Raw genomic sequence first — 22,999 nt, forward strand, 5'->3', positions numbered from 1 at the left:
CCTGGCGGGCGCGGGACCCGCCACCGCCGCCCCCACCCGCACCTCCGGCACCACCGACTCGACGGTCGGCCCCCGCGCGCTGCCCGGCGGCGGCGACCTCGGGCCGAACGTCATCGTCTTCGACCCGTCCACGGCGAACATCCAGGGCAGACTGGACGAGATCTTCAAGCAGCAGGAGTCCGCCCAGTTCGGCACGGGCCGCTACGCACTGCTCTTCAAGCCCGGCACCTACAGCGGGCTCAACGCCCAGCTCGCCTTCTACACCTCGATCGCGGGCCTCGGCCTCTCCCCCGACGACACCACCATCAACGGCGACGTCACGGTCGACGCGGGCTGGTTCGACGGCAACGCCACGCAGAACTTCTGGCGTTCGGCGGAGAACCTGGCGCTGGTCCCGGTCAGCGGCACCAACCGCTGGGCGGTGTCGCAGGCGGCGCCCTTCCGGCGCATGCACGTGCGCGGCGGCCTCAACCTCGCCCCCGACGGCTACGGCTGGGCCAGCGGCGGCTACATCGCCGACAGCCGGATCGACGGCACGGTCGGACCGTACTCCCAGCAGCAGTGGTACACCCGGGACAGCTCGGTCGGCGGCTGGCTCAACGCCGTGTGGAACATGGTGTTCTCCGGCGTGGAGGGCGCGCCAGCGCAGAGCTTCCCGGAGCCGCCGTACACGACGCTGGAGACGACGCCCGTCTCCCGGGAGAAGCCGTTCCTGTACCTCGACGGCGACGAGTACCACGTCTTCCTGCCGGAGAAGCGCACCGACGCCCGCGGTGTGTCCTGGGGCAACGGCACCCCGCGCGGCACCTCGCTCCCGCTGACCCGGTTCTACGTGGCCAAGCCCGCCGACTCGGCGGCCACCCTCAACCAGGCGCTGGAGGAGGGCCTGCACCTGCTGCTGACGCCGGGGATCTACCACCTCGACCGGACCGTCGAGGTGAACCGCGCGGGCACGGTCGTCCTGGGCCTCGGCTACGCCACCCTCATCCCCGACGACGGCGTCACCGCGCTGAAGGTCGCCGACGTGGACGGCGTACGACTGGCCGGATTCCTCGTGGACGCCGGCCCGGTCAACTCCGCGACCCTGGTGGAGGTGGGGCCCGAGGGCGCGTCCGCTGACCACTCGGCCAACCCGACCACCGTGCAGGACGTGTTCGTCCGGATCGGCGGCGCGGGCCCCGGCAAGGCGACCACCAGCCTGGTCGTCAACAGCCGGCACACCATCGTCGACCACACCTGGGTGTGGCGCGCCGACCACGGCGACGGCGTCGGCTGGGAGACCAACCGCGCCGACTACGGCGTCGTCGTCAACGGCGACGACGTGCTGATGACCGGCCTGTTCGTGGAGCACTTCAACAAGTACGACGTGCAGTGGAACGGCGAACGCGGGCGCACGGTCTTCTTCCAGAACGAGAAGGCGTACGACGCCCCCGGCCAGGCCGCGATCCAGAACGGCTCGGTCAAGGGCTACGCCGCCTACAAGGTCGGCGACGACGTCACCGAGCACGAGGGCTGGGGCCTGGGCAGCTACTGCTACTACAACGTGGACCCGTCCATCGTGCAGCACCACGGCTTCGCCGCGCCGAACCGTTCCGGCGTCCGCTTCCACGGGCTGCTCGTGGTCTCACTGGGCGGCAACGGGCAGTACGAGTGCGTCATCAACGACACGGGTTCGCCCACCTCGGGCACGGACACCGTGCCGTCGAAGGTGGCGCAGTACCCCTAGCGGGGAGAGGTGCCCCCGTCCGGTGGGACGGGGGCACCCGGCACGGCTACCGCGCGGCCGTCACGACCGGCGCCGGCGCGTACCCGGTGGGCCGGGCGGTGAAGGTGCCGCGGCCCTGGGTGCGGCTGCGCAGCCGGGTCGCGTAGCCGAACAGCTCGGCCAGCGGGACCGTGGCCGTGACCACCGCCGCGCCGCCCCGCGTCCCGGAGCCGGTGACCCGGCCGCGGCGCGCGGCGAGGTCACCGAGGACGCCGCCGAGCCCGTCCTCGGGCACGGTGACCGTGACCTCCACGACCGGTTCGAGCAGGACCATCTCCGAGGCGCGCAGGGCGTCGCGGAGACCGAACCGGCCGGCGGTGCGGAAGGCCGTGTCCGAGGAGTCCTTCACATGGGTCTGGCCGTCGGTGAGCGTGACCCTGAGGCCGGTCACCGGGTGTCCGCCGAGCGGGCCCTCGGCGAGTGCGTCCCGGCAGCCCGCCTCGACGGCCCGGACGTACTCCTGCGGCACGCGTCCGCCGACCACCGTCGAACGGAACACGAAGCCGCCGCCCGCCGCGGCCGCGTCCCCCTCCCAGGGCTCCACGTCGAGCACGACGTGCGCGAACTGCCCGGCGCCGCCGTCCTGTTTGACGTGCCGGTACACGAAGCCGGTGACACCTTCGCCGACCGTCTCGCGGTACGCCACACCGGGCCGGCCGACCGTGACCTCCAGCCCGTGCTCGCGCCGGACGCGTTCCATGGCGACCTCCAGGTGCAGTTCACCCATGCCCGACAGCACGGTCTGGCCGGTCTCGGGGTCGGTCCGCACGGCCAGCGAGGGGTCCTCCTCGGTCACCCGGGCGAGCGCCGAGGCCAGCCGGTCGGTGTCGGTGGAGCGCCGTGCCTCCACCGCCACGTGCACGACCGGTTCGGGCACGCCCGGGGGTTCCAGGAGCAGGGGGGCGCCCGGCGTGCACAGGGTCGAGCCGGCGCGGGCCGACTTCAGCCCGACCACGGCGACGATGTCCCCGGCGACCGCGCGCTCCAGCGGGTCGTGCCGGTCGGCCCGGACCCGCAGGATGCGGCCGACCCGCTCGGTGCGGCGCGTGCCCGCGTCCCACACGGTGTCTCCCTTCTCGATCGTGCCGGAGTAGACCCTCAGGTACGTCAGCCGTCCCGTCGCGGTGGCGTTCACCTTGAACGCCAGTGCCGCCATCGGTGCCGCCGGGTCGGCGGACCGTTCCTGCTCCGTGCCGTCGTGGGTGCCCCGCACCGGGGGCACGTCCAGCGGCGAGGGCAGGTACGCCAGCACCGCGTCCAGCAGCGGTTCGACGCCGCGGTTGCGGTAGGCCGAGCCGCACAGCACGACCACGCCGTCGCCGGTGCGCGTCAGGTCGCGCAGGGCGGCGGTGAGGGTGGCCGCGGTGAGCGTCTCCCGGTCGCAGAACTCCTCCAGGGCGGACGGGTGGCGTTCGGCGACCGCCTCCTCCAGCAGCCGCCGCCTGCGGGCCGCCTCCGCGCGCAGCGCGTCGGGCACCGGTCCCTCCTCGGCCGTGTCCGCGCCGTCGGCCCATACGAGGGCGCGCATGCGCGGCAGGTCGACGACGCCGGTGAAGCCGTCCTCCGCACCGATGGGCAGCTGCACGACCAGGGGCACGGGGTGCAGCCGCTCGCGGATGGAGGCGACGGCGGCGTCGAGGTCGGCGCCGGCCCGGTCCATCTTGTTGACGAACGCGATCCTGGGGACGCCGTGCCGGTCGGCCTGCCGCCACACGGACTCGCTCTGCGGTTCCACTCCGGCCACCGCGTCGAACACGGCGACCGCGCCGTCCAGCACGCGCAGGGAGCGTTCGACCTCGTCGGCGAAGTCGACGTGCCCCGGGGTGTCGATCAGGTTGATCCGGTGGCCCGCCCAGGTGCAGCTGACGGCGGCGGCGAAGATGGTGATGCCGCGGTCGCGTTCCTGCGGGTCGAAGTCGGTGACGGTGGTGCCGTCGTGGACCTCGCCGCGCTTGTGGGTGGTGCCGGTGGTGTAGAGGATCCGCTCGGTGACGGTGGTCTTGCCGGCGTCGACGTGGGCGAGGATGCCCAGGTTGCGGACGGTGGTGAGCGGGTTGGTGCGCATGGCCCGAAGCCTTTCGGAAATACCGGAAAAGGGCAGCGCGATCTCCCCCGGCGCACGCGCCGGACGCTCCCGGGAACGGGACGTCGGCCGTCAGATGTGCGTCGCGGGCATCCGGTGCCGGCCGCGCAGCGGGCACCGGACGGCCGAAGACACCAGGATCACCTCGTGCCGGGACGGGGGAACGACGGGCGCGGTACGGATGCGCACGGCCCTGCTCCCCTCTCTCGGTCTCGGTGTCACGGTGAGTGTAGGGAGGCCGGGACCGGCGGCGCACGGTATTTTCGGCGGCCCGCGGAACGAGAAGACGCCAGCCGGGAAAACTCCCGGCCGGCGTCTCGTCTGCCTGATCTTGTGTCCGAGGGGGGACTTGAACCCCCACGCCCGATAAAGGGCACTAGCACCTCAAGCTAGCGCGTCTGCCATTCCGCCACCCGGACCAGGTGTCTGTCGCGGTGCGGGGGTGTTCCCCGCGGCGACATGGACAACCATACCAAGCTTTGGCGGTGCCTTTCACCTGCGTTTCCTTCCCCCACCGCGCCCCCGAGCGGCGGTCCGGGGCCGACGGCTCCGCTGCGCCTAGGGTCGCACCATGAGTGACTGGATGGTTACGCAGGGCCCGCTCCGGCGGCGCCGACCGCGGGCGTTGTCTCCGCTCAGGGAGCATCTGCGGGACACGTTCTGGTTCGCGCCGACCGCGGCCATGGCGGGTGTCCTCGTGGTCTGGCTGGTGGCCCAGGAGCTCGACGCGGCGCTCGTCCGTGCGCTGCAGGACGACGGCGACTACGACACCGTTGCCGATCTGCTGCGCTTCGCCGACGACGCGAAGACGGTGGTCTCGGCGGTCGGCTCGGCGATGATGACCTTCATCGGTGTGGTGTTCAGCATCTCGCTGGTCGCGGTGCAGATGGCGAGCGGGCAGTTCACCCCGCGGGTGGTGCGGCTCTTCGTGCGCAGCCGGATCACCAAGGCGACCTTCGCCGTCTTCCTCGCCACCTTCGTGCTCACGCTGCTCGTCCTGACCAGCTACGACAGCACTGCCGACCCGCGCACCGCCACGTCCGTCCCACTGGTGCAGTCGGTGCTCACCCTGTGCATGGTCGCGCTGAGCCTGCTGCTCTTCGTGATGTACGTGAACGCCACCCTGCGGCTGATGCGGGTCAGCCATGTGATCGCCCGGATCGCCGCCGAGTCCTTCCGGGTGGCGGCGCTGATGCCGGTGCCCGCGGACGGCGGCGGCGCGCCCGGCCTCGGGCCCGTGACGGCGTGGGTCGCCCATGACGGCCAGGGCGGCGTGCTGCGGGACGTGCACATCGCCCGACTGGTGCGGGTGGCCCGGGGGCACGGGGTGGTGCTGCGGCTGGTCCCGCGGATCGGTGACTTCCTGGTGCCGGGCACCCCGGTCCTGGCGGTGCACGGCGGGGCGGCTCCGCCGCGCCGTGCGCTTCGGTACGCCCTGTCCGTGGGGGTGGAGCGCACCTTCCACCAGGACCTGGCGTTCGGGCTGCGCCAGCTGTCCGACATCGGTCTGCGCGCCCTGTCGCCCGCGGTCAACGATCCGACGACCGCGGTGCAGGCGCTGGACCGCGTCGTGCAGATCCTGGCCGCGCTGGCCCGGCGGCCGCTGGACGCCGCGCTGCACCGGGACCGGCGCGGCACGGTCCGGCTGGTGCAGCCCGTGCCCGGCTGGGCGGAGCTGGTGGACCTGGGGTTCGCCGAGGTCCGTGCCTGCTCCGTCGGATCGCCGCAGGTCACCCGGCGTCTGGTGGCGGGTCTCGACGACCTGCTGCGGCTCGTGCCGCCGGAGCGGCGCGAACCGCTGCTGCGCCAGCGCGAGCTGCTGCGGCAGGCCGTCGAACGGACCGCGCCGACCCCGGCGGAACGGGCCTTCGCCCTCCGGCCGGACCGCCAGGGCATCGGCTGACCGCCCCGGGGACCACTGACGCCCCCGGGCGCCCCCGTCACGGCATGAGGTGGTGGTCCGGGAAGTTGCCCGGCAGCCGCTCCCCCGCCGGGCCGCGTGTCACGGCGCGCACCAGCAGTTCACCGCCCACGAAGGCGCCGCGCCAGGACGCCCCGTGCCCGCCGAACAGCTCGTCGCGGTCCCCGCGGGAGCGCGGTACCCCGTGGCCGACCTTGAACGCGCGGATCTGCGGCGCCAGCCTGTCGTACGTCGCCGGGTCGTCCGTGGACAGGGTGGCGACCAGCGCGCCGTTGGAGGCGTTCATGGCGGCCAGCAGCTCGGCCTCGGTGTCGACCAGGACGATGGTGTCGACCGGGCCGAAGGGTTCCGCGTGGTGCAGCGGTGAGGAGCGGGGCGGGTTGAGCAGGGCGACCGGCTGGACGTAGGCCGAGGTGTCCTGGCCGGGCAGGAAGCGGGCGTCGGCGGCGCTGCCGCGGTGCAGCGGGACGGCGCCCCGGTCGACGGCCTCGGCGATCTGGTCGTGCAGCTCCTTGGCCTTGGCCGCGTTGATCACCGGCCCGAAGTCCAGTGCCGGGTACGGGGCGTCCGGTGCGGCGACGGCGAGCGGGTGGCCGACCCGCAGGGTGCGGACCGCCGGGAGGTACGCCGCGAGGAACGCGTCGAACAGCTGCCGCTGGACGACGAACCGCGGGTAGGCGGTGCAGCGTTGCTTGCCGTAGTCGAAGAGTTTCGGGACCGTCCGGGCGAGCGCGTCCCAGTCCGTGAAGTTCCAGACGCCCCAGGTGTTGAGACCTTCCTGTTCGAGGATGTGCCGCTTGCCGAGGTCGGCGACGGCGGTGGCGACGGCGGCGCCCGCGTCCCGGCCGCCGACGAAGGAGACGCAGCCGATCTCGGGGGCCCGCACGAGTGCCTGGGACAGCTCGCCGCCGCTGCCGCTGACGAGGGTGACGGGGAGCCCCTCGCGGGCGGCGAGCGCGCAGGCCAGGGTCAGGCAGGCGACGCCGCCGTCGGTCGGGGTCTTGGCGACGACCGCGTTGCCCGCCAGCGCCTGGACCAGCAGGGCGTGGACGAGCACGCTCATCGGGTAGTTCCAGCTGGCGATGTTGGAGACCGGGCCGTCCAGCGGAGCACGTCCGTCGAGCATGTCCTCGATGCCGTCGACGTACCAGCGCACGCCGTCGACGGCGCGGTCGACGTCGGCCCGGGCCGACCGCCAGGGCTTGCCGATCTCCCAGACCAGCAGCAGCGCCAGCAGTTCGCGGTGCTGGGCCAGGGCGTCGAGGGTGGCCGCGACGCGGGCCCGGCGCTCGGACAGCGGGACGTGGCGCCAGGCCCGGTGCTGGTCGAGCGAGGCGCGTACGGCGTGCCGGGCCGTGGCGGCGTCGATCCGGGGCGGGCCGGTGATCGGGGTGCCGTCGACCGGGCTGGTGGCCGGGAGCACCCGGCCGTCCGTCCGCCAGCCGGCGTCCCAGAGGTTGAGGACGCGGTCGTCGCGGAAGGCCTCGGGCGCGACGGTGCGGCAGCGCTGCCAGGCCTCGGCCCAGGAGGTGCCGGACTTCAGGGTGAGGGGTTCGGCGCCCCGCGCGCCGCCCGTCATGCCCGGGCCCCCGCGCGGGCGTCGTCCTGTGCGGCGCCCCGGAGCAGGTCGAGTACGTGCCGTGCCGTCTCGGTCGGGGTGCTCCCGACCCGTACGCCCGCCGCCTCCAGCGCCTCCTTCTTGGCCCGCGCGGTGCCCGAGGAGCCGGACACGATGGCGCCGGCGTGGCCCATGGTCCTGCCCTCGGGCGCGGTGAAGCCGGCGATGTAGCCGACGACGGGTTTGGTGACGTGTTCACGGATGTGTGCGGCCGCGCGTTCCTCCGCGTCGCCGCCGATCTCCCCGATGAGGATGATCAGGTCGGTGTCGGGGTCGTCCTGGAAGGCGGTGAGGCAGTCGATGTGACTGGTGCCGACGACCGGGTCGCCGCCGATGCCGACGCAGGTGGAGAAGCCGAGGTCGCGCAGCTCGTACATGAGCTGGTAGGTGAGTGTGCCGGACTTGGAGACCAGGCCGATGCGGCCGGGTTTGGTGATGTCGGGCGGGATGATGCCCGCGTTGGACTGGCCGGGGGTGATCAGACCGGGGCAGTTGGGGCCGATGACCCGGGTGCCCTCGGCCCGGGCGTGGGCGGTGAGGGCGACGGCGTCGTGGACCGGGATGCCCTCGGTGATGACGACCGCGAGGCCGATGCCGGCGTCGGCGGCCTCGACGACCGCGGCCTTGGCGAAGGCGGGCGGCACGAAGACCACGGTGACGTCGGCGCCGGTGCGTTCGACGCCCTCGCGGACCGAGCCGAAGACCGGGACGGTCCGCCCGTCGAAGTCGACGGTGCCGCCCGCCTTGCGCGGGTTGACGCCGCCGACGACGTCGGTGCCGGCGGCCAGCATGCGGCGGGTGTGCTTCATGCCCTCGGCGCCGGTCATGCCCTGGACGAGGACCTTGCTCTCCTTGGTGAGGTAGATCGCCATGTCGTCCTGTCTCCTTTATCCGGCGTGTCCGGGGGCGGGCGCCGCGGTGGCGAGCCGGGCGGCACGGCGGGCGGCGCCGTCCATGGTGGTGGCCTGTTCGACCAGGGGGTGCGCGCGTGCGTCGAGGAGGGCCCGGCCCCGGGCGGCGTTGTTGCCCGCCAGGCGCACGACGAGCGGCTTGGTGAGCCGGACCTCGTCCAGGGCCCGGACGATGCCGTCGGCGACCGCGTCGCAGGCCGTGATGCCGCCGAAGACGTTGACGAGCACGGACTTCACGTCGGGGTCGGAGAGGACGACGGACAGCCCGTCGGCCATGACCCGGGCGGAGGCGCCGCCGCCGATGTCGAGGAAGTCGGCGGGACGTGCGCCGCAGCCGGCGACCACGTCGAGCGTCGACATGACCAGCCCGGCGCCGTTGCCGATGACGCCGACCTCGCCGTCGAGCTTCACGTAGTTGAGGCCCTTGGCCCGGGCGCGCGCCTCCGGCGAGTCGGGGATCGCCGGGTGCTCCTGTCCCCAACGGGCCTGGCGGAACAGCGCGTTGTCATCGAGGGTGACCTTGCCGTCGAGGGCCACGATCCGGCCCTCGACCGTCCTCACCAGCGGGTTGACCTCGACGAGGAGGGCGTCTTCGCGCACCAGTACCTTCCACAGCCGCACCAGGGTGTCGACGGTCTGCGGGGGCAGTCCCGCGGCGTCGGCGATGCGTACCGCGGTGGCCGTGTGCACACCCGTGGCGGGGTCGACGGGGATGCGGGCCACGGCCTCGGGCCGCCGTGCGGCGACCTCCTCGATCTCCGTGCCGCCCTCCGCCGAGGCGACGGCGAGGAAGCCGCCGGACGCGCGGTCGAGGACATAGGAGACGTAGAACTCCCACTCGATGTCGCAGGGTTCGGCGACCATGACGGCGCCGACCCGGTGGCCCTTGATGTCCATCCCGAGGATCCGCCGCGCCGCCTGCTCGGCCTCGGCCGGGTCCGCAGCGAGCCGTACGCCGCCCGCCTTGCCGCGCCCGCCGGTTTTCACCTGCGCCTTGACGACGGCGCGTCCGCCGAGGGCGCGGGCGATCTCCCGGGCCCGTTCGGGCGAGTCGGTGACCTCGGCCCGCGGTACGACGATCCCGTGTTCCTCGAAGAGTTGCCTTGCCTGGTGTTCGTACAGGTCCATTTCGGCTCCTGACTGAAAGTGCCGCACGCCCCCTGGACACCACCCACCGGATGCGGGATAACAAGCTTCATACAGTATTCGTCGACTGTATGCAATGTACCGCGAGAGCGCCCCAACCCCTCGTGAAGGGACAGGACTTCGCCATGCCCGACGACAACCAGGACGTCATCTCCGGCGGCCACCTCGTTGCCAAGGCACTCAAGGCCGAGGGGGTCGACCGCATCTACACGCTGTGCGGCGGCCACATCATCGACATCTACGACGGCTGCGTCGACGAGGGCATCGAGGTCGTCGACGTACGCCACGAGCAGGTGGCCGCGCACGCCGCCGACGGGTACGCGCGGATCACCGGCAAGCCCGGCTGCGCGGTGGTCACCGCGGGGCCGGGCACCACCGACGCCGTCACCGGGGTCGCCAACGCCTTCCGCGCCGAGTCGCCCATGCTGCTGATCGGCGGTCAGGGCGCCCACACCCAGCACAAGATGGGCTCACTCCAGGACCTGCCGCACGTCGACATGATGACGCCGATCACCAAGTTCGCAGCCACCGTGCCGGACACCGCGCGCGCCGCCGACATGGTGTCGATGGCATTCCGCGAGTGCTACCACGGTGCCCCCGGGCCGTCCTTCCTGGAGATCCCGCGCGATGTGCTGGACGCCAAGGTGCCGGCGGAGAAGGCGCGGGTGCCGAAAGCCGGGGCCTACCGTGCCTCCACCCGCTCGGCCGGTGACCCGGAGGCCGTCGAGAAGCTCGCCGATCTGCTGGTGCACGCCGAGAAGCCGGCCGTCCTGCTCGGCAGCCAGGTGTGGACGACCCGCGCGACCGAGGCCGCCGCCGAGCTGGTCCGCACCCTCAACGTCCCGGCGTACATGAACGGCGCCGGCCGCGGCACCCTGCCGCCCGGCGACCCGCACCACTTCCAGCTCTCGCGGCGCTACGCCTTCTCGGGCGCCGACGTGATCGTGATCGTCGGCACGCCCTTCGACTTCCGCATGGGCTACGGCAAACGGCTCTCCCCCCACGCGACCGTCGTACAGATCGACCTGGACTACCGCACCGTCGGCAAGAACCGCGACATCGACCTCGGCATCGTCGGCGACGCGGGGCTGGTGCTGAAGTCGGTGACCGAGGCCGCGTCCGGACGGATCAACGGGGGTGCGGCGAAGCGCAAGGAGTGGCTGGACGAGCTGCGCGCGGCCGAGCAGACCGCCTTGGACAAGCGGCTGCCGCAGCTCAGGTCGGACGCCTCCCCCATCCACCCGTACCGGCTGGTCAGCGAGATCAACGACTTCCTCACCGAGGACTCGATCTACATCGGCGACGGCGGCGACATCGTCACCTTCTCCGGGCAGGTCGTGCAGCCCAAGTCACCCGGCCACTGGATGGACCCGGGACCGCTCGGCACGCTCGGCGTCGGCGTCCCCTTCGTGCTGGCCGCCAAGCAGGCACGCCCCGACAAGGAGGTCGTCGCCCTCTTCGGCGACGGTGCCTTCTCGCTCACCGGCTGGGACTTCGAGACCCTGGTCCGCTACGACCTCCCGTTCGTCGGCATCGTCGGCAACAACTCCTCGATGAACCAGATCCGCTACGGCCAGGCCGTGAAGTACGGCAAGGAGCGCGAGCGGGTCGGCAACACGCTCGGCGACGTGCCCTACGACCGGTTCGCCCGGATGCTGGGCGGCCACGGCGAGGAGGTCCGCGACCCGGCCGACATCGGCCCCGCGCTGCGCCGGGCCCGCGAGTCCGGCAAGCCGTCCCTGATCAACGTCTGGGTGGACCCGGACGCCTACGCCCCCGGAACCATGAACCAGACGATGTACAAGTGAGGTGAAGCCCCATGACAGCGAAGGCTCTTGAGGGCATCCGCGTCCTGGACATGACGCATGTGCAGTCCGGGCCCTCGGCGACCCAGCTGCTCGCCTGGCTCGGCGCCGACGTCGTGAAGCTGGAGGCGCCGAGCGGCGACGTCACGCGCGGCCAGCTGCGCGACCTGCCGGACGTCGACTCCCTCTACTTCACGATGCTCAACTGCAACAAGCGCAGCATCACGCTCAACACCAAGACCGAACGCGGCAAGGAGATCCTCACCGAGCTGATCCGCCGCTCGGACGTCATGGTCGAGAACTTCGGCCCCGGCGCGGTGGACCGGATGGGGTTCACCTGGGACCGGATCAAGGAGATCAATCCACGGATCGTCTACGCCTCCGTCAAGGGGTTCGGCGAGGGCCCGTACACCGCCTTCAAGGCGTACGAGGTCGTCGCGCAGGCCATGGGCGGATCGATGTCCACCACCGGTTTCGAGGACGGGCCGCCGCTGGCGACGGGGGCCCAGATCGGGGACTCGGGCACGGGCGTCCACGTCGTGGCGGGCATCCTCGCCGCCCTCTACCAGCGGGAGCACACCGGACGCGGTCAGCGGGTGAACGTGGCCATGCAGCACGCGGTGCTCAACCTCTGCCGGGTGAAGCTGCGCGACCAGCAGCGCCTGAGCCGTGGTCCACTCGCCGAATATCCCAACGAGGACTTCGGCGACGAGGTTCCCAGGTCCGGGAACGCCTCCGGCGGCGGGCAGCCCGGGTGGGCGGTGAAGTGCGCGCCGGGCGGCCCCAACGACTACGTGTACGTCATCGTCCAGCCGGTCGGCTGGCGTCCGCTCAGCGAGCTGATCGGCCGGCCCGAGCTGGCGGACGACCCCGAGTGGGCGACCCCGCAGGCCCGGCTCCCGAAGCTGAACAAGATGTTCCAGCTGATCGAGGAGTGGTCGTCCACCCTGCCCAAGTGGGAGGTGCTGGAGCGGCTGAACGCCCACAACATCCCGTGCGGGCCGATCCTGTCCACGAAGGAGATCATCGAGGACGAGTCGCTGGTCGCCAACGAGATGGTCGTCACCGTCCCCCACCCCGAGCGCGGCGAGTTCGTGACCGTGGGCAGCCCGCTCAAGCTCTCGGACTCCCCCGTGCAGGTGACCAGTTCGCCGCTGCTGGGCGAGCACAACGAGGAGGTCTACGTCGGCGAGCTGGGGCTCGGCGACGAGGAACTGCGGCTGCTCAAGTCGAACGGGGTGATCTGACGTGATGGCCGAGGACCGGCTGGCGCGGGTGCGGGCGCTGCTGGACGCCGTACGGGCCGACGGGCGCACCGCGCTCACCGCGCCGGAGGGCAAGGTGCTCGCCGACGCCTACGGGATCGCCGTACCGGGCGAGGAGCTGGCGCGGGACGTGGACGAGGCGGTGGCGTGCGCGGCCCGGTTCGCGGGCCCGGTGGTGATGAAGATCGTCTCGCCGGACATCCTGCACAAGACCGACGCCGGCGGTGTTGTCGTGGGGGTGGAGGGCGCGGCGGACGTGCGGGCGGCGTTCCGCCGGATCGTCGACAACGCGCGCGCGTACGACGCCTCCGCGCGGATCGACGGGGTGCAGGTCCAGGAGCTGCTGCCGCAGGGGCAGGAGGTCATCGTCGGGGCGGTCACCGACCCGACGTTCGGGAAGGTGGTGGCGTTCGGGCTCGGCGGGGTGCTGGTCGAGGTGTTGCAGGACGTCACCTTCCGGCTCGCGCCCGTGGACGCCGACGAGGCGCTGTCCATGCTGGACTCGGTCCGGGCGGCCGAGGTGCTGCGCGGGGTGCGCGGGCGGGCCGGGGTGGACCGGTGGGCGGTGGCGGAGCAGATCCTCCGGGTCTCCGAACTGGTCGCCGACTTCCCGGAGATCGCCGAGGTGGATCTGAACCCCGTCATCGCCACGCCCGAGGGTGCGGTCGCGGCCGACATCCGGGTGCTGCTCGCGACCGGCACGCCGAAGCAACGGCGCCGGTACACGCGCGAGGAGATCCTCACCTCGATGCGCCGCCTGATGCAGCCCTCCTCGGTCGCGGTGATCGGCGCGTCGGGCGAGCCGGGGAAGATCGGCAACTCCGTGATGCGCAACCTCGTCGACGGCGGCTTCGCGGGCGAGATCCACCCGGTGAACCCGAAGGCCGATGACATCTTGGGCCGCAAGGCGTACAAGAGTGTCACCGACGTTCCCGGTGAGGTGGATGTGGCGGTCTTCGCGATCCCCGCGCGGTTCGTGGCGGCGGCCCTGGAGGAGGTGGGGCGCAAGCGGATCCCGAACGCGGTGCTGATTCCCTCCGGCTTCGCCGAGACCGGGGAGCAGGCCCTCCAGGACGAGATCGTGGCGGTCGCCGAACGGCACGGCATCCGGCTGCTCGGCCCGAACATCTACGGCTACTACTCCACCTGGCAGGACCTGTGCGCCACGTTCTGCACGCCGTACGACGTCAAGGGCGGCGTCGCGCTGACCTCGCAGTCGGGCGGCATCGGGATGGCCATCCTGGGCTTCGCGCGGACGACGAAGACCGGCGTGTCGGCGATCGTGGGCCTCGGCAACAAGTCGGACCTGGACGAGGACGACCTGCTGACCTGGTTCGGCGAGGACCCGCACACCGAGTGCATCGCGATGCACCTGGAGGACCTGAAGGACGGCCGCGCCTTCGTGGAGGCCGCCCGGGCGACCGTGCCGAGGAAGCCGGTCGTGGTGCTCAAGGCGGGGCGTACGGCGGCGGGCGCGAGGGCCGCCGGATCGCACACCGGGGCGCTCGCCGGGGACGACGCCGTGTACGACGACGTCCTGCGGCAGGCCGGCGTGATCCGGGCGCCGGGCCTGAACGAGATGCTGGAGTACGCGCGCGCGTTGCCGGTGCTTCCCGCGCCCCGGGGCGACAACGTGGTCGTCATCACCGGGGCCGGCGGCAGCGGGGTGCTGCTCTCCGACGCGGTGACGGACAACGGGCTGTCGCTGATGGAGATACCGCCCGACCTGGACGCGGCGTTCCGCGCCTTCATCCCGCCGTTCGGTGCGGCGGGCAACCCGGTGGACATCACCGGGGGCGAGCCGCCGTCGACGTACGAGGCGACGATCCGGCTGGGCCTGGAGGACCCGCGCATCCACGCGCTCGTCCTCGGCTACTGGCACACCATCGTCACGCCGCCCATGGTGTTCGCCGAACTCACCGCGCGCGTGGTGGCCGAGTTCCGCGAGCGCGGTGTCGAGAAGCCCGTGGTGGCCTCCCTCGCGGGTGACGTGGAGGTGGAGGAGGCCTGCCAGTACCTCTTCGAGCGCGGCGTCGTGGCCTACCCGTACACGACCGAGAAGCCGGTGGCCGTGCTGGGCGCCAAGTACCGGTGGGCGCGGGCCGCGGGCTTGTTGGGGGGCGGTACATGAGGTGAGGCGGCGAGGGGCCGGCCGACGGGTGCGCGTCGGCCGGCCCCGGGGACCCGGGCGCGCACGAAAGGCATGGGACAGGGGGCGCTGGCCAGATCTTTCGACGCAAGGGGTGCAATCGACATGACAACCACCGATGTCACACGGGTCGCCGCCTACCGGGAGGTGACCGACAGGAACGGACGCGTCTTTCGCGTGGGCGAGTCCGACATCGACATCATGGGGCGCAAGCGCAAGTGGATGGTGATCCTGCCCTGGATCGGCATGATGGGCATCTCCTCCGCCGAGTACGCGTTCGCGTCCGCCGAGGACACGCTGCACGACGCCCACCACTGGTCGAGCGGCAGCATCTACTGGATGATGACCGCCTGGGTGTTCTGCCAGGCCGCGGTGGCGTTCCCGGCGGGACGGCTGCGGGAGAGCGGCAGGCTGCCGGCGCGCTGGGCGATGATGCTGGGGTCGGCCGGCACGCTGCTGGGCTACCTGTCGCTGGCGTACGCGCCGCACGTCTCACTCGCCTTCATCGGCTTCGGCGTGTTCAGCGGCATGGGCGCGGGCATGGTCTACGCGACCTGCGTCAACATGGTCGGCAAGTGGTATCCGGAGCGCAGGGGCGGGAAGACCGGCTTCGTCAACGGCGGTTTCGCCTACGGTTCGGTGCCCTTCGTCTTCATCTTCCACGGTTACATGGACACCTCCAACTTCCGCTGGGTACTGGTCTCGGCGGGTGTCTTCCTCGCGGCGACGGTGGCGCTCGCCGGTTTCTACTTCCGGGACCCGCCGAAGAACTGGTGGCCGGCCGCCGTCGACCCGCTGAACCCGCCGGCCGACCCGCGGGCCCGGCGTTCGCTGGCCAAGAACCCCCCGGCCGTCAAGCAGTACTCCCCGATGGAGGCCTGGAAGACGGGCCGGGTGGCGCTGATGTGGTTCTGCCTGGCCTGCACCTCCGGCGTGAACATCTTCGGCATCGCCTTCCAGGTCGACATCGGCGAGGAGGCGGGCTTCGCCGCCGGGATCGTGGCCGCCGCGATGTCGCTGAAGGCGATCGTCAACGGCACCGGGCGCGGCGTCATCGGCTGGCTCTCCGACCTGTACGGCCGCAAGCAGTGCCTGCTCTACGTGTGCGCGATCCTGGGCGTCGCCCAGTTCGGCATCATCCTGTCGGCCGAGATCAAGAACCTGCCGCTGTTCCTCGTCTTCTCCGCCATCTCGGGCTTCGGCGGCGGCGCCATCTTCCCGATGTTCGCGGCGCTGACGGCGGACTACTTCGGCGAGAACAACAACGCCACCAACTACGGGATGGTCTACAGCTCCAAGCTCGTCTCCGGTCTGGGCGCGGGCATGGGGTCGGTGGTCGTCGGCGCCTGGGGCTACAACGGCGCCTACACCCTGGCGGGTTGCATCTCGATCTTCGCCGGGTTCGTCGCGCTGACCCTGAGGCCTCCGGGGCGCCCGAGGAGCAGGCGCGTCACTCCCAACCCCCGGCCACTGGGCGAGGGATGACCGGACTGCGCCTCCTCGCACGGACCGGGCGGCCCCTCCCGCGGCATGCGGAAGGGGCCGCCCGGTCCGCGTCGCGGGTCAGTGCCGCCGCTTGCGCAGGGCGGCCAGCCCGTCGTAACTGATCTTGGCCTCCCGCAGCGACTGCGCGGGGTCGGTGGCGCTCGGGGAGTTGTCGTCCTCGACCATCGGGTTGTGGTAATTGCGCTGCCCGACCCGGGAGAAGAACGTCGTGTAGTCGATGACGCCGGTCCCGAAGGGCACCATGTCGTAGCCCATGCCGTTGGTCGTGCTGACGACGCCGTCCTTGGCGTGGAAGAGCGGGTAGCGCCGGTTGTTGCGGGCGACCAGCCCGGCCGGGTCGAAGACGTTCTTGCGGGTGGAGCCGTCGTGGGCGGTGTACTCGTGGAACTTGTACTGGGCGACGTGCGCCCAGAAGATGTCCATCTCCAGCCAGACCACCCTCGGGTCGGTCACCTTGAGGAAGTACTCCAGCTTGCGGATGCCCGAGCTGCGGGTGGGCCGGCCCTGGTCGTCCAGCGGGCCGCCGTCGAGCAGGAAGCCGTAGGCGCTGTCGTGGTTGTGGGTGTAGAGCTTGATGCCCTCGCGGTGGGCGATCGCGCCGAGGGCGTTCCACTTGTCGGCGGCCACGTCCCAGTCGGCGCGGTAGGAGCTGCCGGTGGGGTCGCCGCCGGTGCCCATGTGGTCCATGCCGAGGATGTTGGCGATCTCCAGGTGCTTCTTGAAGGTGTCCTTGTCCGCCGTGGTCAGCGGCCAGGAGGACGGGATGAAGCCGTGGTTGCCCTGGGCGCGCAGACCGTAGTCGTCGAGCCAGGAGCGCAGCAGCCGGGCACCCTGGACGGACTCCAGGCTGGCACCGCCCGGCGCGTTGGCGTGCTGGTTGTACCCGGCGAACTCCACCTGGCGGTAGCCGTGGCGGGACAGCTGCTTGAAGACCTCGCGGAAGCCGGAGGGCAGGTCGGAGGCGAGCGGGTCGCGGGCGGTGGCGTCCCGGACGGTGTAGAGGATGATGCCGCGCTTGTCCGCCGGGACGAGGATCTGCCCGTGGCCATGGCCGTGTCCGTGGTCGTGGTCTCTGTCCCGGCCGTGGGCGAGGGCCGGGGAGGCCCCGAAGACGGGTGCCGCCACGGCACCGGCCGCCACGGCGGTGCAGGTGCTGAGGAAGCGGCGCCGGTTCACGCCGAGGGAGCGGCGCAGGCTCTCGTCCGGGCCGGCCGCGGCCGGGTCGGTGCCTGCGTCGCTGCGGGAGGGGTCGGTGAACGGGGTCACGGGTGCCTGCCTTCTGGGTCGTGGCCTGCGCCGATGCGGCTCGGGCGGGCCGTTGTCAGTGCCGTGTGTTTCACTCTCGGTAGTCGGATGTCGGCGGGCGTACCGGGTGGTGCGTCAGCCGAGTCCGGCCAGCCGGAGCAGGAGTTGTTTCACGTCGGTGGCCGCGACGCGGTCTCCGACAGCGCGGGGGGTGGAGCAGATGAGGAGCGGACCGTCGTCGTCGCTCGCGGGGAGGCGGCCGTGGCTGCCTCGAATAGGTGAGGGGTCCAGGGGCACGACCGCCATGCGGTAGCGCATGCCGAGCTTCTTGCGGGCCAGGGCGCCGGCCGCCTTGACCTTGACGTAGGGGTCGAGCGGGTCCATGAACAGCTCGACCGGGTCGTAGCCGGGTTTGCGGTGGATCTCGACGAGCTGCGCGAAGTCGGGCGCGCGGTCGTCGTCGAGCCAGTAGTAGTACGTGAACCAGGCGTCCGGCTCCGCCACGGCGACCAGCTCGCCGGCGCGGGGATGGTCGAGGTGCTGGGCCTTCTTGCCCTCGTCGTCGAGGAGTTGCCCGATGCCGGGCAGTCCGTCCAGGGCGGCACGGGTGGCGTCGAGGTCCTCGGGCCGGCGGACGTACACGTGGGCGATCTGGTGGTCGGCGACCGCGAAGGCGCGGGAGGCCATCGGGTCGAGGTACTCCATGCCGTCCTGGGTGTGCACTTCCAGCAGCCCGGCGCGGCGCAGGGCGCGGTTGATGTCCACGGGCCGGCTGACGGGGGTGATGCCGTACTCGGACAGCGCGACGACGGTGCGGCCCTCGGCGCGGGCGTCGTCGAGCAGCGGGGCCAGCGCCGCGTCGAGGTCGGCGGCGGCCTTCAGGGAGCGCGGGTCGTCGGGGCCGAAGCGCTGCAGGTCGTAGTCGAGGTGAGGGAGGTAGCAGAGGGTCAGGTCGGGGTGCCGGGTGGCCATGATGTGCCGGGTGGCGTCGATGATCCACTGGCTGGAGACCAGGTCGGCGCCGGGCCCCCAGAAGTGGAAGAGCGGGAAGGTGCCCAGTTTGTCGGTGAGTTCGTCGTGCAGGGCCGGGGGCCTGGTGTAGCAGTCGGGTTCCTTGCGGCCGTCGGCGTAGTAGACGGGACGGGGGGTGACGGTGATGTCGGTGTCGGCGCCCATGGCGTACCACCAGCAGATGTTGGCGACGGTGTAGCCGGGGTGGGCGCGGCGGGCGGCGTCCCAGAGCTTGTCTCCGGCGACCAGGCCGTTGTGCTGGCGCCACAGCAGGACGTCGCCGAGTTCGCGGAAGTACCAGCCGTTGCCGACGATGCCGTGCTCGGCGGGCATGGTGCCGGTCAGGAAGGTGGACTGGGCGGCGCAGGTGACGGCGGGCAGCACGGTGCCGAGCGGCGCGCGGGAGCCGGACTGGCCGAGCTGCTTGAGGCGGGGCATGTGGTCGAGGAGACGTGGGGTGAGGCCGACGACGTCCAGGACGAGGAGGGGGGTCGGTCCGTCGGAGGCGGCGGGTCGGGTCATGGCAGTTCCTTCAGGCCGAGGTCCGTCAACAGGTCGCGGGCGAGGGTCAGCTCGGCGGCGATGCCGTCGGTGAGCTGGGCGCGGGCGCGGGGCCGCAGCTCGGGCGGAAGGGCCTGCCAGGTGTAGGTCTCGACCTCCAGGTGGCGGGTGAGGGGGTGCGGTCCGCCGACGAGCCGGGTCAGCGCGGCCTTGAACACCGGAAGGGTGGAGGTCAGGGGCGCGGCGGGGGCCGCGTGCAGCGGGACGTGGAAGTGCGCGCGCCAGGGGGCGGTGTCGGGCAGCGGGCCGCCGTCCGCGAGGGCCTCGTCGAGGTCGTCGGTGCCGTGCAGGCCGCCGGACGGGGTGGTGGTGCGGGTCTGGTGCAGGAAGCGCGGCTCGGCGAAGGCGGCCAGGGCTTCGCGGACCGCGGGGTCGGCGGGGTGTTCGGCGTGCAGGGCGGCGGACAGCTGGGACTTGACGACGGGCACGCGGGCGGCCGTGAGGGCGTCCAGGGCGGTGTGCGGATCTTCGAAGGAGGTGGCGAGGTGGCAGGTGTCGACGCAGACGCCGATGCGGTCGTGGGCGATCGCGGTCAGCGGGGCCAGGGCGTCGTGGGTGGTCTCGACGACGCAGCCGGGCTCCGGTTCCAGGCCGACGCGGATGGAGCGGCCGGTCAGTTCCTGGAGGGCGTCGAGGCGCTCGGCGAGGGTGACGAGGGCGGCGCGGGCCTTGTCGGCCCGGGTCTCGTCGTAGGCGGTGCGCCAGGCGAGCGGCAGGGTGGAGATGGTGCCGTCCGTGACGTCGTCGGGCAGCAGTCCGGCGAGCAGCCGGGCCAGGGAGGTGGTGTGTTCCAGGCGTTCGGGATCGGCCCAGTCGGGCTTGTAGACGCGGTACTTGACCTCTTCGGCGCCGAAGCCCTCGTAGGGGAAGCCGTTGAGGGTGACGACCTCCAGGCCGCGCCGGTCCAGTTCACCGCGCAGACCGCGCAGGGCGGCGGGGTCGGTGACCAGGGCGTGGGCGGCATCGCGGGCGAGCCACAGCCCGATGCCGAGGCGGTCGCGGCCGAGGCGTCTGCGGACCGGCTCGCAGTGGTCGCGGAGCTGGGCGAGGACGCCGTCGAGGGTCTCGGCGGGGTGGACGTTGGTGCAGTAGGCGAGGTGGACGGTGGAGCCGTCGGGGTGCCGGAAGCGCATCGCTCACTCCCCGCCGCGCAGGATGGAGTTGCCCTCGTGCGTGGCCTCGCCCGAGGTCACGTCGAGTTCCAGGCGCCCGCTGAGCCCGTAGAAGGCGACGGGGTTGCGCCACAGCACCCGGTCCACGTCGTCCTCGGTGAAGCCTTCGGCGAGCATCAGGTCGCCGACCTTGCGGGTCTTGAGCGGGTCGCTCTTCCCCCAGTCGGCGGCGGAGTTGACCAGGACCTGGTCCGGGCCGTACTCGCGCAGCAGGGCGACCATCCGGGCCTCGTCCATCTTGGTGTCCGGATAGACGGAGAAGCCGAGCCAGGCGCCGGAGTCCTTGGCCTCCTTGACGGTGGTCTCGTTGAGGTGGTCGACCAGGACCCGTTCCGTCGGCAGCGCGGACTCCCGGACCACGTCCAGGGTGCGGCGCAGGCCGGCCAGCTTGTCGCGGTGCGGGGTGTGCACCAGGGCGGGCAGGCCGTGGTCGGCGGCGAGCTGGAGCTGGGTGGCCAGGGCGGTGTCCTCGGCCGGGGTCATCGAGTCGTAGCCGATCTCGCCCACCGCCACCACCCGGTCCTTGACGAGGTAGCGGGGCAGCTCGTCGAGGACGGGCAGGCACCGGGGATCGTTCGCCTCCTTGGGGTTGAGGGCGATGGTGCAGTGGTGGGCGATGCCGTACTGGGCGGCGCGGAAGGGCTCCCAGCCGAGCAGGGCGTCGAAGTAGTCGCGGAAGGAGGCGGGAGAGGTGCGCGGCTGGCCGAGCCAGAAGGACGGTTCGACGAGGGCGCGGACGCCTGCCGTGTACATGGCCTCGTAGTCGTCGGTGGTCCGGGAGGTCATGTGGATGTGGGGGTCGAAGATGCGCATCAGGACTCCTTGCCGTGGGGGTCGGCCGGGCCGGGCGCGGGGCGTCCGGACTCGGTCAGGGCCAGGACGCGGTGCAGGTCTTCGGGGACGGTGCGGTCCGCGGCGGTGCGTTCGGCGGCGTAGTCGGCGAGCATCCGGGCGAGTTCGTCGTCGCCCCGGGCCCGGCGGGCGAGGTCCGCCACGCTGTCCACGGGGACGCCGGTGAACAGGCACTTCAGTACGGCGTGCCGCCACTGGTGGGCGTCGAGGTGCCGGGCGGCGTACGGGCCGAGGGCGGCGGCGACGAGCCGGGTGTCGTTGGTGCGCAGCGCGTCCTCGACCAGCGGGAGGGCGTCGGGGCCCGGCACCAGGTGGGGCAGGGCGTGCAGGACGGCGCGGCGCTCGTCGGCGGTGCCCTGGGTGTAGACCCGGGTCAGGGCGTCGGTGTCGGCGCGGGCGGCGTGCATGACGAGGACGCGGGCGGCATCGGCGTGGGCGGGCCCGCAGCGGCGGCCGGCCTCGGCGAGGCGCAGCTCCCACACCGAGATCGGGCCGTGGGTGCCGGGGTGGGCGGCGGCCTCGTCGAGGGCCTGGTCCAGCCAGGCCCGGGCGGCTTGGCCGAGCTGTGCGGTGAGCGTGGCGCGCAGGTCGGCGGGCGGGACGTGGGCGGGGGTGGTGCCCTGGGGGTCCTGTCCGGCGGGGGTGCCGTCCGCGTCCTGGGTGTCGGGGGTGACGTGGGTGGCGTGCGGCTGCGTCATGGTGTGGCTCCCTTCAGTGGATGGCGGAGGGCTCGCCCGAGCGGTTGGGGTGTCCCGGCGCCGGTGCGGCGCGGCGCAGGAACGGGAGGGAGCGTTCGGCGAAGTGGGGTCCCGCGTGGGAGTGGCGGGGCAGTTCGACGACGGTCAGGCCCTGGTAGCCGGTGGCGGCGAGGGCGTCCAGGACGGGCGGGAAGTCGATCTCGCCGTCACCGAAGGGGAGGTGTTCGTGGACGCCGCGGCGCATGTCCTCGATCTGCACGTGGCGCAGCCAGGGGGCGGCGGCCCGCACGCAGTCGGCGGGCGGGAGTGGTTCGAGGCACTGGCAGTGGCCGATGTCCAGGGTGAGTCCGAGGGGTTCGGGGTCGCCGAGGGTGCGGCGCAGGGTGTGGAAGTCGGCGAGGGTGGCGAGGAGGTGGCCGGGTTCGGGCTCCACCGCGAGGGGGACGCCGGCGGTGGCGGCGGCGTCCAGGACGGGGGCCAGGGACTCGGCCAGCCGCTTCCACGCCGTGTCCGCGTCCGTGCCTGCCGGGGTCACGCCGCTGAAGCAGTGCACGGCGTGGGCGCCGAGGTCGGCGGCGACCTGCACGGCCCGCACCAGCAGGCCGGCACGGCGGGCACGGTCCTGCGGGTCGGGGTCGAGCAGGGAGGGGCCGTGCTTGCGGCGCGGGTCGAGCACGTAGCGGGCGCCGGTCTCCACGGTGACGCCCAGACCGAGCGCGTCCAGCCGCCGGGCGACCCGCCGGGTGCGGGCGGCGAGGTCGGCGGCGAGCGGGTCGAGGTGCATGTGGTCGAGGGTCAGGCCGACGCCGTCGTAGCCGAGGTCGGCGAGGAGGGCGAGGGCGTCGTCGAGGCGGAGGTCGGCGAGGCCGTTGGTGCCGTAGCCGAACCGCAGCGGGGGTGCGGCGGCTCCCTCCGCCGCTGCGCCCCGGGCGCCGTGACCGGCCCGGGCCGTGTTCGGCCCCTCGTTCACGTCACGGCTCATGTGATGCTCACCTTCCTCATCGCGGCCCGCTTCGCGAACCGGCGGCCGGCCGGGGCGAGGGCCGCGACCAGCAGGGACGTGGCCCGCGCGCCGGAGCGGGCGGCGAGCGCGGCCTGGAGCGGGATCGTGGCCCGGATGCCGCCGCCCACGGCGCGTTGGGTGAGCGGCGGTGAGGGGTTGAGGACGGCGTGGAAGTACGGGCGGGCGGCCGTCGCGGCGTAGGCCGCGCCCAGGGCGGCCGCGAGGGCGTCGGTGGCGGTGGGTGCCGGGGTGGAGCCCGGCAGGCCGGGGGCGGCTGCTGCCCGCCGG

The 22,999-nt window shown here is 72.6% G+C and carries 16 protein-coding genes, 1 tRNA gene and 1 pseudogene; 6 read left to right on the forward strand and 12 right to left on the reverse strand.

The genetic code is table 11. The features are described 5' to 3' along the window. Position 1: 1 nt before the first annotated feature. A complete protein-coding gene (locus tag K7854_RS35125; RefSeq protein WP_226030608.1) occupies positions 2–1,726 on the forward strand; it encodes a pectate lyase-like domain-containing protein in 1,725 nt (574 codons plus the stop codon). Between the two features lie 46 nt (positions 1,727–1,772). Here the strand turns inward: K7854_RS35125 and fusA are convergent, their stop codons facing one another. Both fusA and K7854_RS35135 read right to left on the reverse strand, forming a co-directional pair. Continuing rightward, positions 1,773–3,830: an elongation factor G gene (gene fusA, locus K7854_RS35130; RefSeq protein WP_226030609.1), complete on the reverse strand. Its 2,058-nt coding sequence runs from the start codon at positions 3,828–3,830 to the stop codon at positions 1,773–1,775. 352 nt (positions 3,831–4,182) lie between these two features. Beyond that, a tRNA-Leu gene (locus K7854_RS35135) sits at positions 4,183–4,267 on the reverse strand. Between the two features lie 152 nt (positions 4,268–4,419). Between K7854_RS35135 and K7854_RS35140 the strand changes: the two genes are divergently transcribed. After that, positions 4,420–5,751 (forward strand): DUF2254 domain-containing protein, encoded by a 1,332-nt coding sequence (locus K7854_RS35140; protein ID WP_226030610.1) that lies wholly within the window; start codon positions 4,420–4,422, stop codon positions 5,749–5,751. A gap of 37 nt (positions 5,752–5,788) precedes the next feature. Here K7854_RS35140 and K7854_RS35145 read toward each other — a convergent pair whose 3' ends face one another. From K7854_RS35145 to sucC, 3 genes are read right to left on the reverse strand one after another with little or no spacing between them, the layout of a single operon-like run. Then, positions 5,789–7,348 carry an aldehyde dehydrogenase family protein gene (locus K7854_RS35145; RefSeq protein WP_226030611.1) on the reverse strand — a complete coding sequence of 520 codons (1,560 nt, stop codon included), beginning with the start codon at positions 7,346–7,348 and terminating at the stop codon, positions 5,789–5,791. Then, positions 7,345–8,259 (reverse strand): succinate--CoA ligase subunit alpha, encoded by a 915-nt coding sequence (sucD, locus tag K7854_RS35150; protein WP_226030612.1) that lies wholly within the window; start codon positions 8,257–8,259, stop codon positions 7,345–7,347. Before sucD ends, K7854_RS35145 begins: the two co-directional genes overlap by 4 nt. A 15-nt stretch (positions 8,260–8,274) precedes the next feature. Beyond that, a complete protein-coding gene (sucC, locus tag K7854_RS35155; protein ID WP_226030613.1) occupies positions 8,275–9,426 on the reverse strand; it encodes an ADP-forming succinate--CoA ligase subunit beta in 1,152 nt (383 codons plus the stop codon). 143 nt (positions 9,427–9,569) lie between these two features. Here sucC and K7854_RS35160 point away from each other — a divergent pair, with 143 nt between their 5' ends. From K7854_RS35160 to K7854_RS35175, 4 genes are all read left to right on the forward strand, one after another. After that, positions 9,570–11,252: a thiamine pyrophosphate-binding protein gene (locus K7854_RS35160; protein ID WP_226030614.1), complete on the forward strand. Its 1,683-nt coding sequence runs from the start codon at positions 9,570–9,572 to the stop codon at positions 11,250–11,252. 11 nt (positions 11,253–11,263) lie between these two features. Next, entirely contained in the window at positions 11,264–12,496 is a 1,233-nt protein-coding gene (gene frc, locus K7854_RS35165; protein WP_226030615.1) for a formyl-CoA transferase, read from the forward strand. A 4-nt stretch (positions 12,497–12,500) separates the two neighbouring features. Continuing rightward, the gene (locus K7854_RS35170) at positions 12,501–14,645 is read left to right on the forward strand and encodes an acetate--CoA ligase family protein (RefSeq protein ID WP_226030616.1); all 2,145 of its coding nucleotides are present in this window, start codon (positions 12,501–12,503) and stop codon (positions 14,643–14,645) included. A 123-nt stretch (positions 14,646–14,768) separates the two neighbouring features. Then, on the forward strand, positions 14,769–16,148 hold the full coding sequence (locus tag K7854_RS35175; RefSeq protein ID WP_226030617.1) for an OFA family MFS transporter: 1,380 nt from the start codon (positions 14,769–14,771) through the stop codon (positions 16,146–16,148). A 78-nt stretch (positions 16,149–16,226) separates the two neighbouring features. Here the strand turns inward: K7854_RS35175 and K7854_RS35180 are convergent, their stop codons facing one another. The 7 genes and pseudogenes from K7854_RS35180 to K7854_RS35210 form a co-directional block, all read right to left on the reverse strand. Further along, a complete protein-coding gene (locus K7854_RS35180; RefSeq protein ID WP_226030618.1) occupies positions 16,227–17,435 on the reverse strand; it encodes a sugar phosphate isomerase/epimerase family protein in 1,209 nt (402 codons plus the stop codon). 114 nt (positions 17,436–17,549) lie between these two features. Then, on the reverse strand, positions 17,550–18,947 hold the full coding sequence (locus K7854_RS35185; RefSeq protein ID WP_226030619.1) for an alkaline phosphatase family protein: 1,398 nt from the start codon (positions 18,945–18,947) through the stop codon (positions 17,550–17,552). Continuing rightward, a complete protein-coding gene (gene eboE, locus K7854_RS35190; protein ID WP_226030620.1) occupies positions 18,944–20,119 on the reverse strand; it encodes a metabolite traffic protein EboE in 1,176 nt (391 codons plus the stop codon). Before eboE ends, K7854_RS35185 begins: the two co-directional genes overlap by 4 nt. A gap of 3 nt (positions 20,120–20,122) precedes the next feature. Beyond that, positions 20,123–20,971 (reverse strand): TatD family hydrolase, encoded by an 849-nt coding sequence (locus K7854_RS35195; RefSeq protein ID WP_226030621.1) that lies wholly within the window; start codon positions 20,969–20,971, stop codon positions 20,123–20,125. Further along, entirely contained in the window at positions 20,971–21,708 is a 738-nt protein-coding gene (locus K7854_RS35200) for an EboA domain-containing protein (RefSeq protein ID WP_226030622.1), read from the reverse strand. Before K7854_RS35200 ends, K7854_RS35195 begins: the two co-directional genes overlap by 1 nt. 13 nt (positions 21,709–21,721) lie before the next feature. Continuing rightward, a complete protein-coding gene (locus K7854_RS35205; protein WP_226030623.1) occupies positions 21,722–22,690 on the reverse strand; it encodes a sugar phosphate isomerase/epimerase family protein in 969 nt (322 codons plus the stop codon). Next, a pseudogene (locus tag K7854_RS35210) lies at positions 22,687–22,999 on the reverse strand (SCO3242 family prenyltransferase); the annotation flags it as partial. The gene K7854_RS35205 and the pseudogene K7854_RS35210, both read right to left, overlap by 4 nt.

This window comes from Streptomyces hyderabadensis (assembly GCF_020404845.1).
Classification (GTDB): Bacteria; Actinomycetota; Actinomycetes; order Streptomycetales; family Streptomycetaceae; genus Streptomyces; species Streptomyces hyderabadensis.

What these genes read in the sequence shown, in the direction of transcription:
- fusA (WP_226030609.1), bottom strand. Translation starts at nt 3,830, where the DNA reads ATGCGCACCAACCCGCTCACCACCGTCCGCAACCTGGGCATCCTCGCC.
- K7854_RS35140 (WP_226030610.1), top strand. Translation starts at nt 4,420, where the DNA reads ATGAGTGACTGGATGGTTACGCAGGGCCCGCTCCGGCGGCGCCGACCG.
- K7854_RS35145 (WP_226030611.1), bottom strand. Translation starts at nt 7,348, where the DNA reads ATGACGGGCGGCGCGCGGGGCGCCGAACCCCTCACCCTGAAGTCCGGC.
- sucD (WP_226030612.1), bottom strand. Translation starts at nt 8,259, where the DNA reads ATGGCGATCTACCTCACCAAGGAGAGCAAGGTCCTCGTCCAGGGCATG.
- sucC (WP_226030613.1), bottom strand. Translation starts at nt 9,426, where the DNA reads ATGGACCTGTACGAACACCAGGCAAGGCAACTCTTCGAGGAACACGGG.
- K7854_RS35160 (WP_226030614.1), top strand. Translation starts at nt 9,570, where the DNA reads ATGCCCGACGACAACCAGGACGTCATCTCCGGCGGCCACCTCGTTGCC.
- frc (WP_226030615.1), top strand. Translation starts at nt 11,264, where the DNA reads ATGACAGCGAAGGCTCTTGAGGGCATCCGCGTCCTGGACATGACGCAT.
- K7854_RS35170 (WP_226030616.1), top strand. Translation starts at nt 12,501, where the DNA reads ATGGCCGAGGACCGGCTGGCGCGGGTGCGGGCGCTGCTGGACGCCGTA.
- K7854_RS35175 (WP_226030617.1), top strand. Translation starts at nt 14,769, where the DNA reads ATGACAACCACCGATGTCACACGGGTCGCCGCCTACCGGGAGGTGACC.
- K7854_RS35185 (WP_226030619.1), bottom strand. Translation starts at nt 18,947, where the DNA reads ATGACCCGACCCGCCGCCTCCGACGGACCGACCCCCCTCCTCGTCCTG.
- eboE (WP_226030620.1), bottom strand. Translation starts at nt 20,119, where the DNA reads ATGCGCTTCCGGCACCCCGACGGCTCCACCGTCCACCTCGCCTACTGC.
- K7854_RS35195 (WP_226030621.1), bottom strand. Translation starts at nt 20,971, where the DNA reads ATGCGCATCTTCGACCCCCACATCCACATGACCTCCCGGACCACCGAC.
- K7854_RS35200 (WP_226030622.1), bottom strand. Translation starts at nt 21,708, where the DNA reads ATGACGCAGCCGCACGCCACCCACGTCACCCCCGACACCCAGGACGCG.
- K7854_RS35205 (WP_226030623.1), bottom strand. Translation starts at nt 22,690, where the DNA reads ATGAGCCGTGACGTGAACGAGGGGCCGAACACGGCCCGGGCCGGTCAC.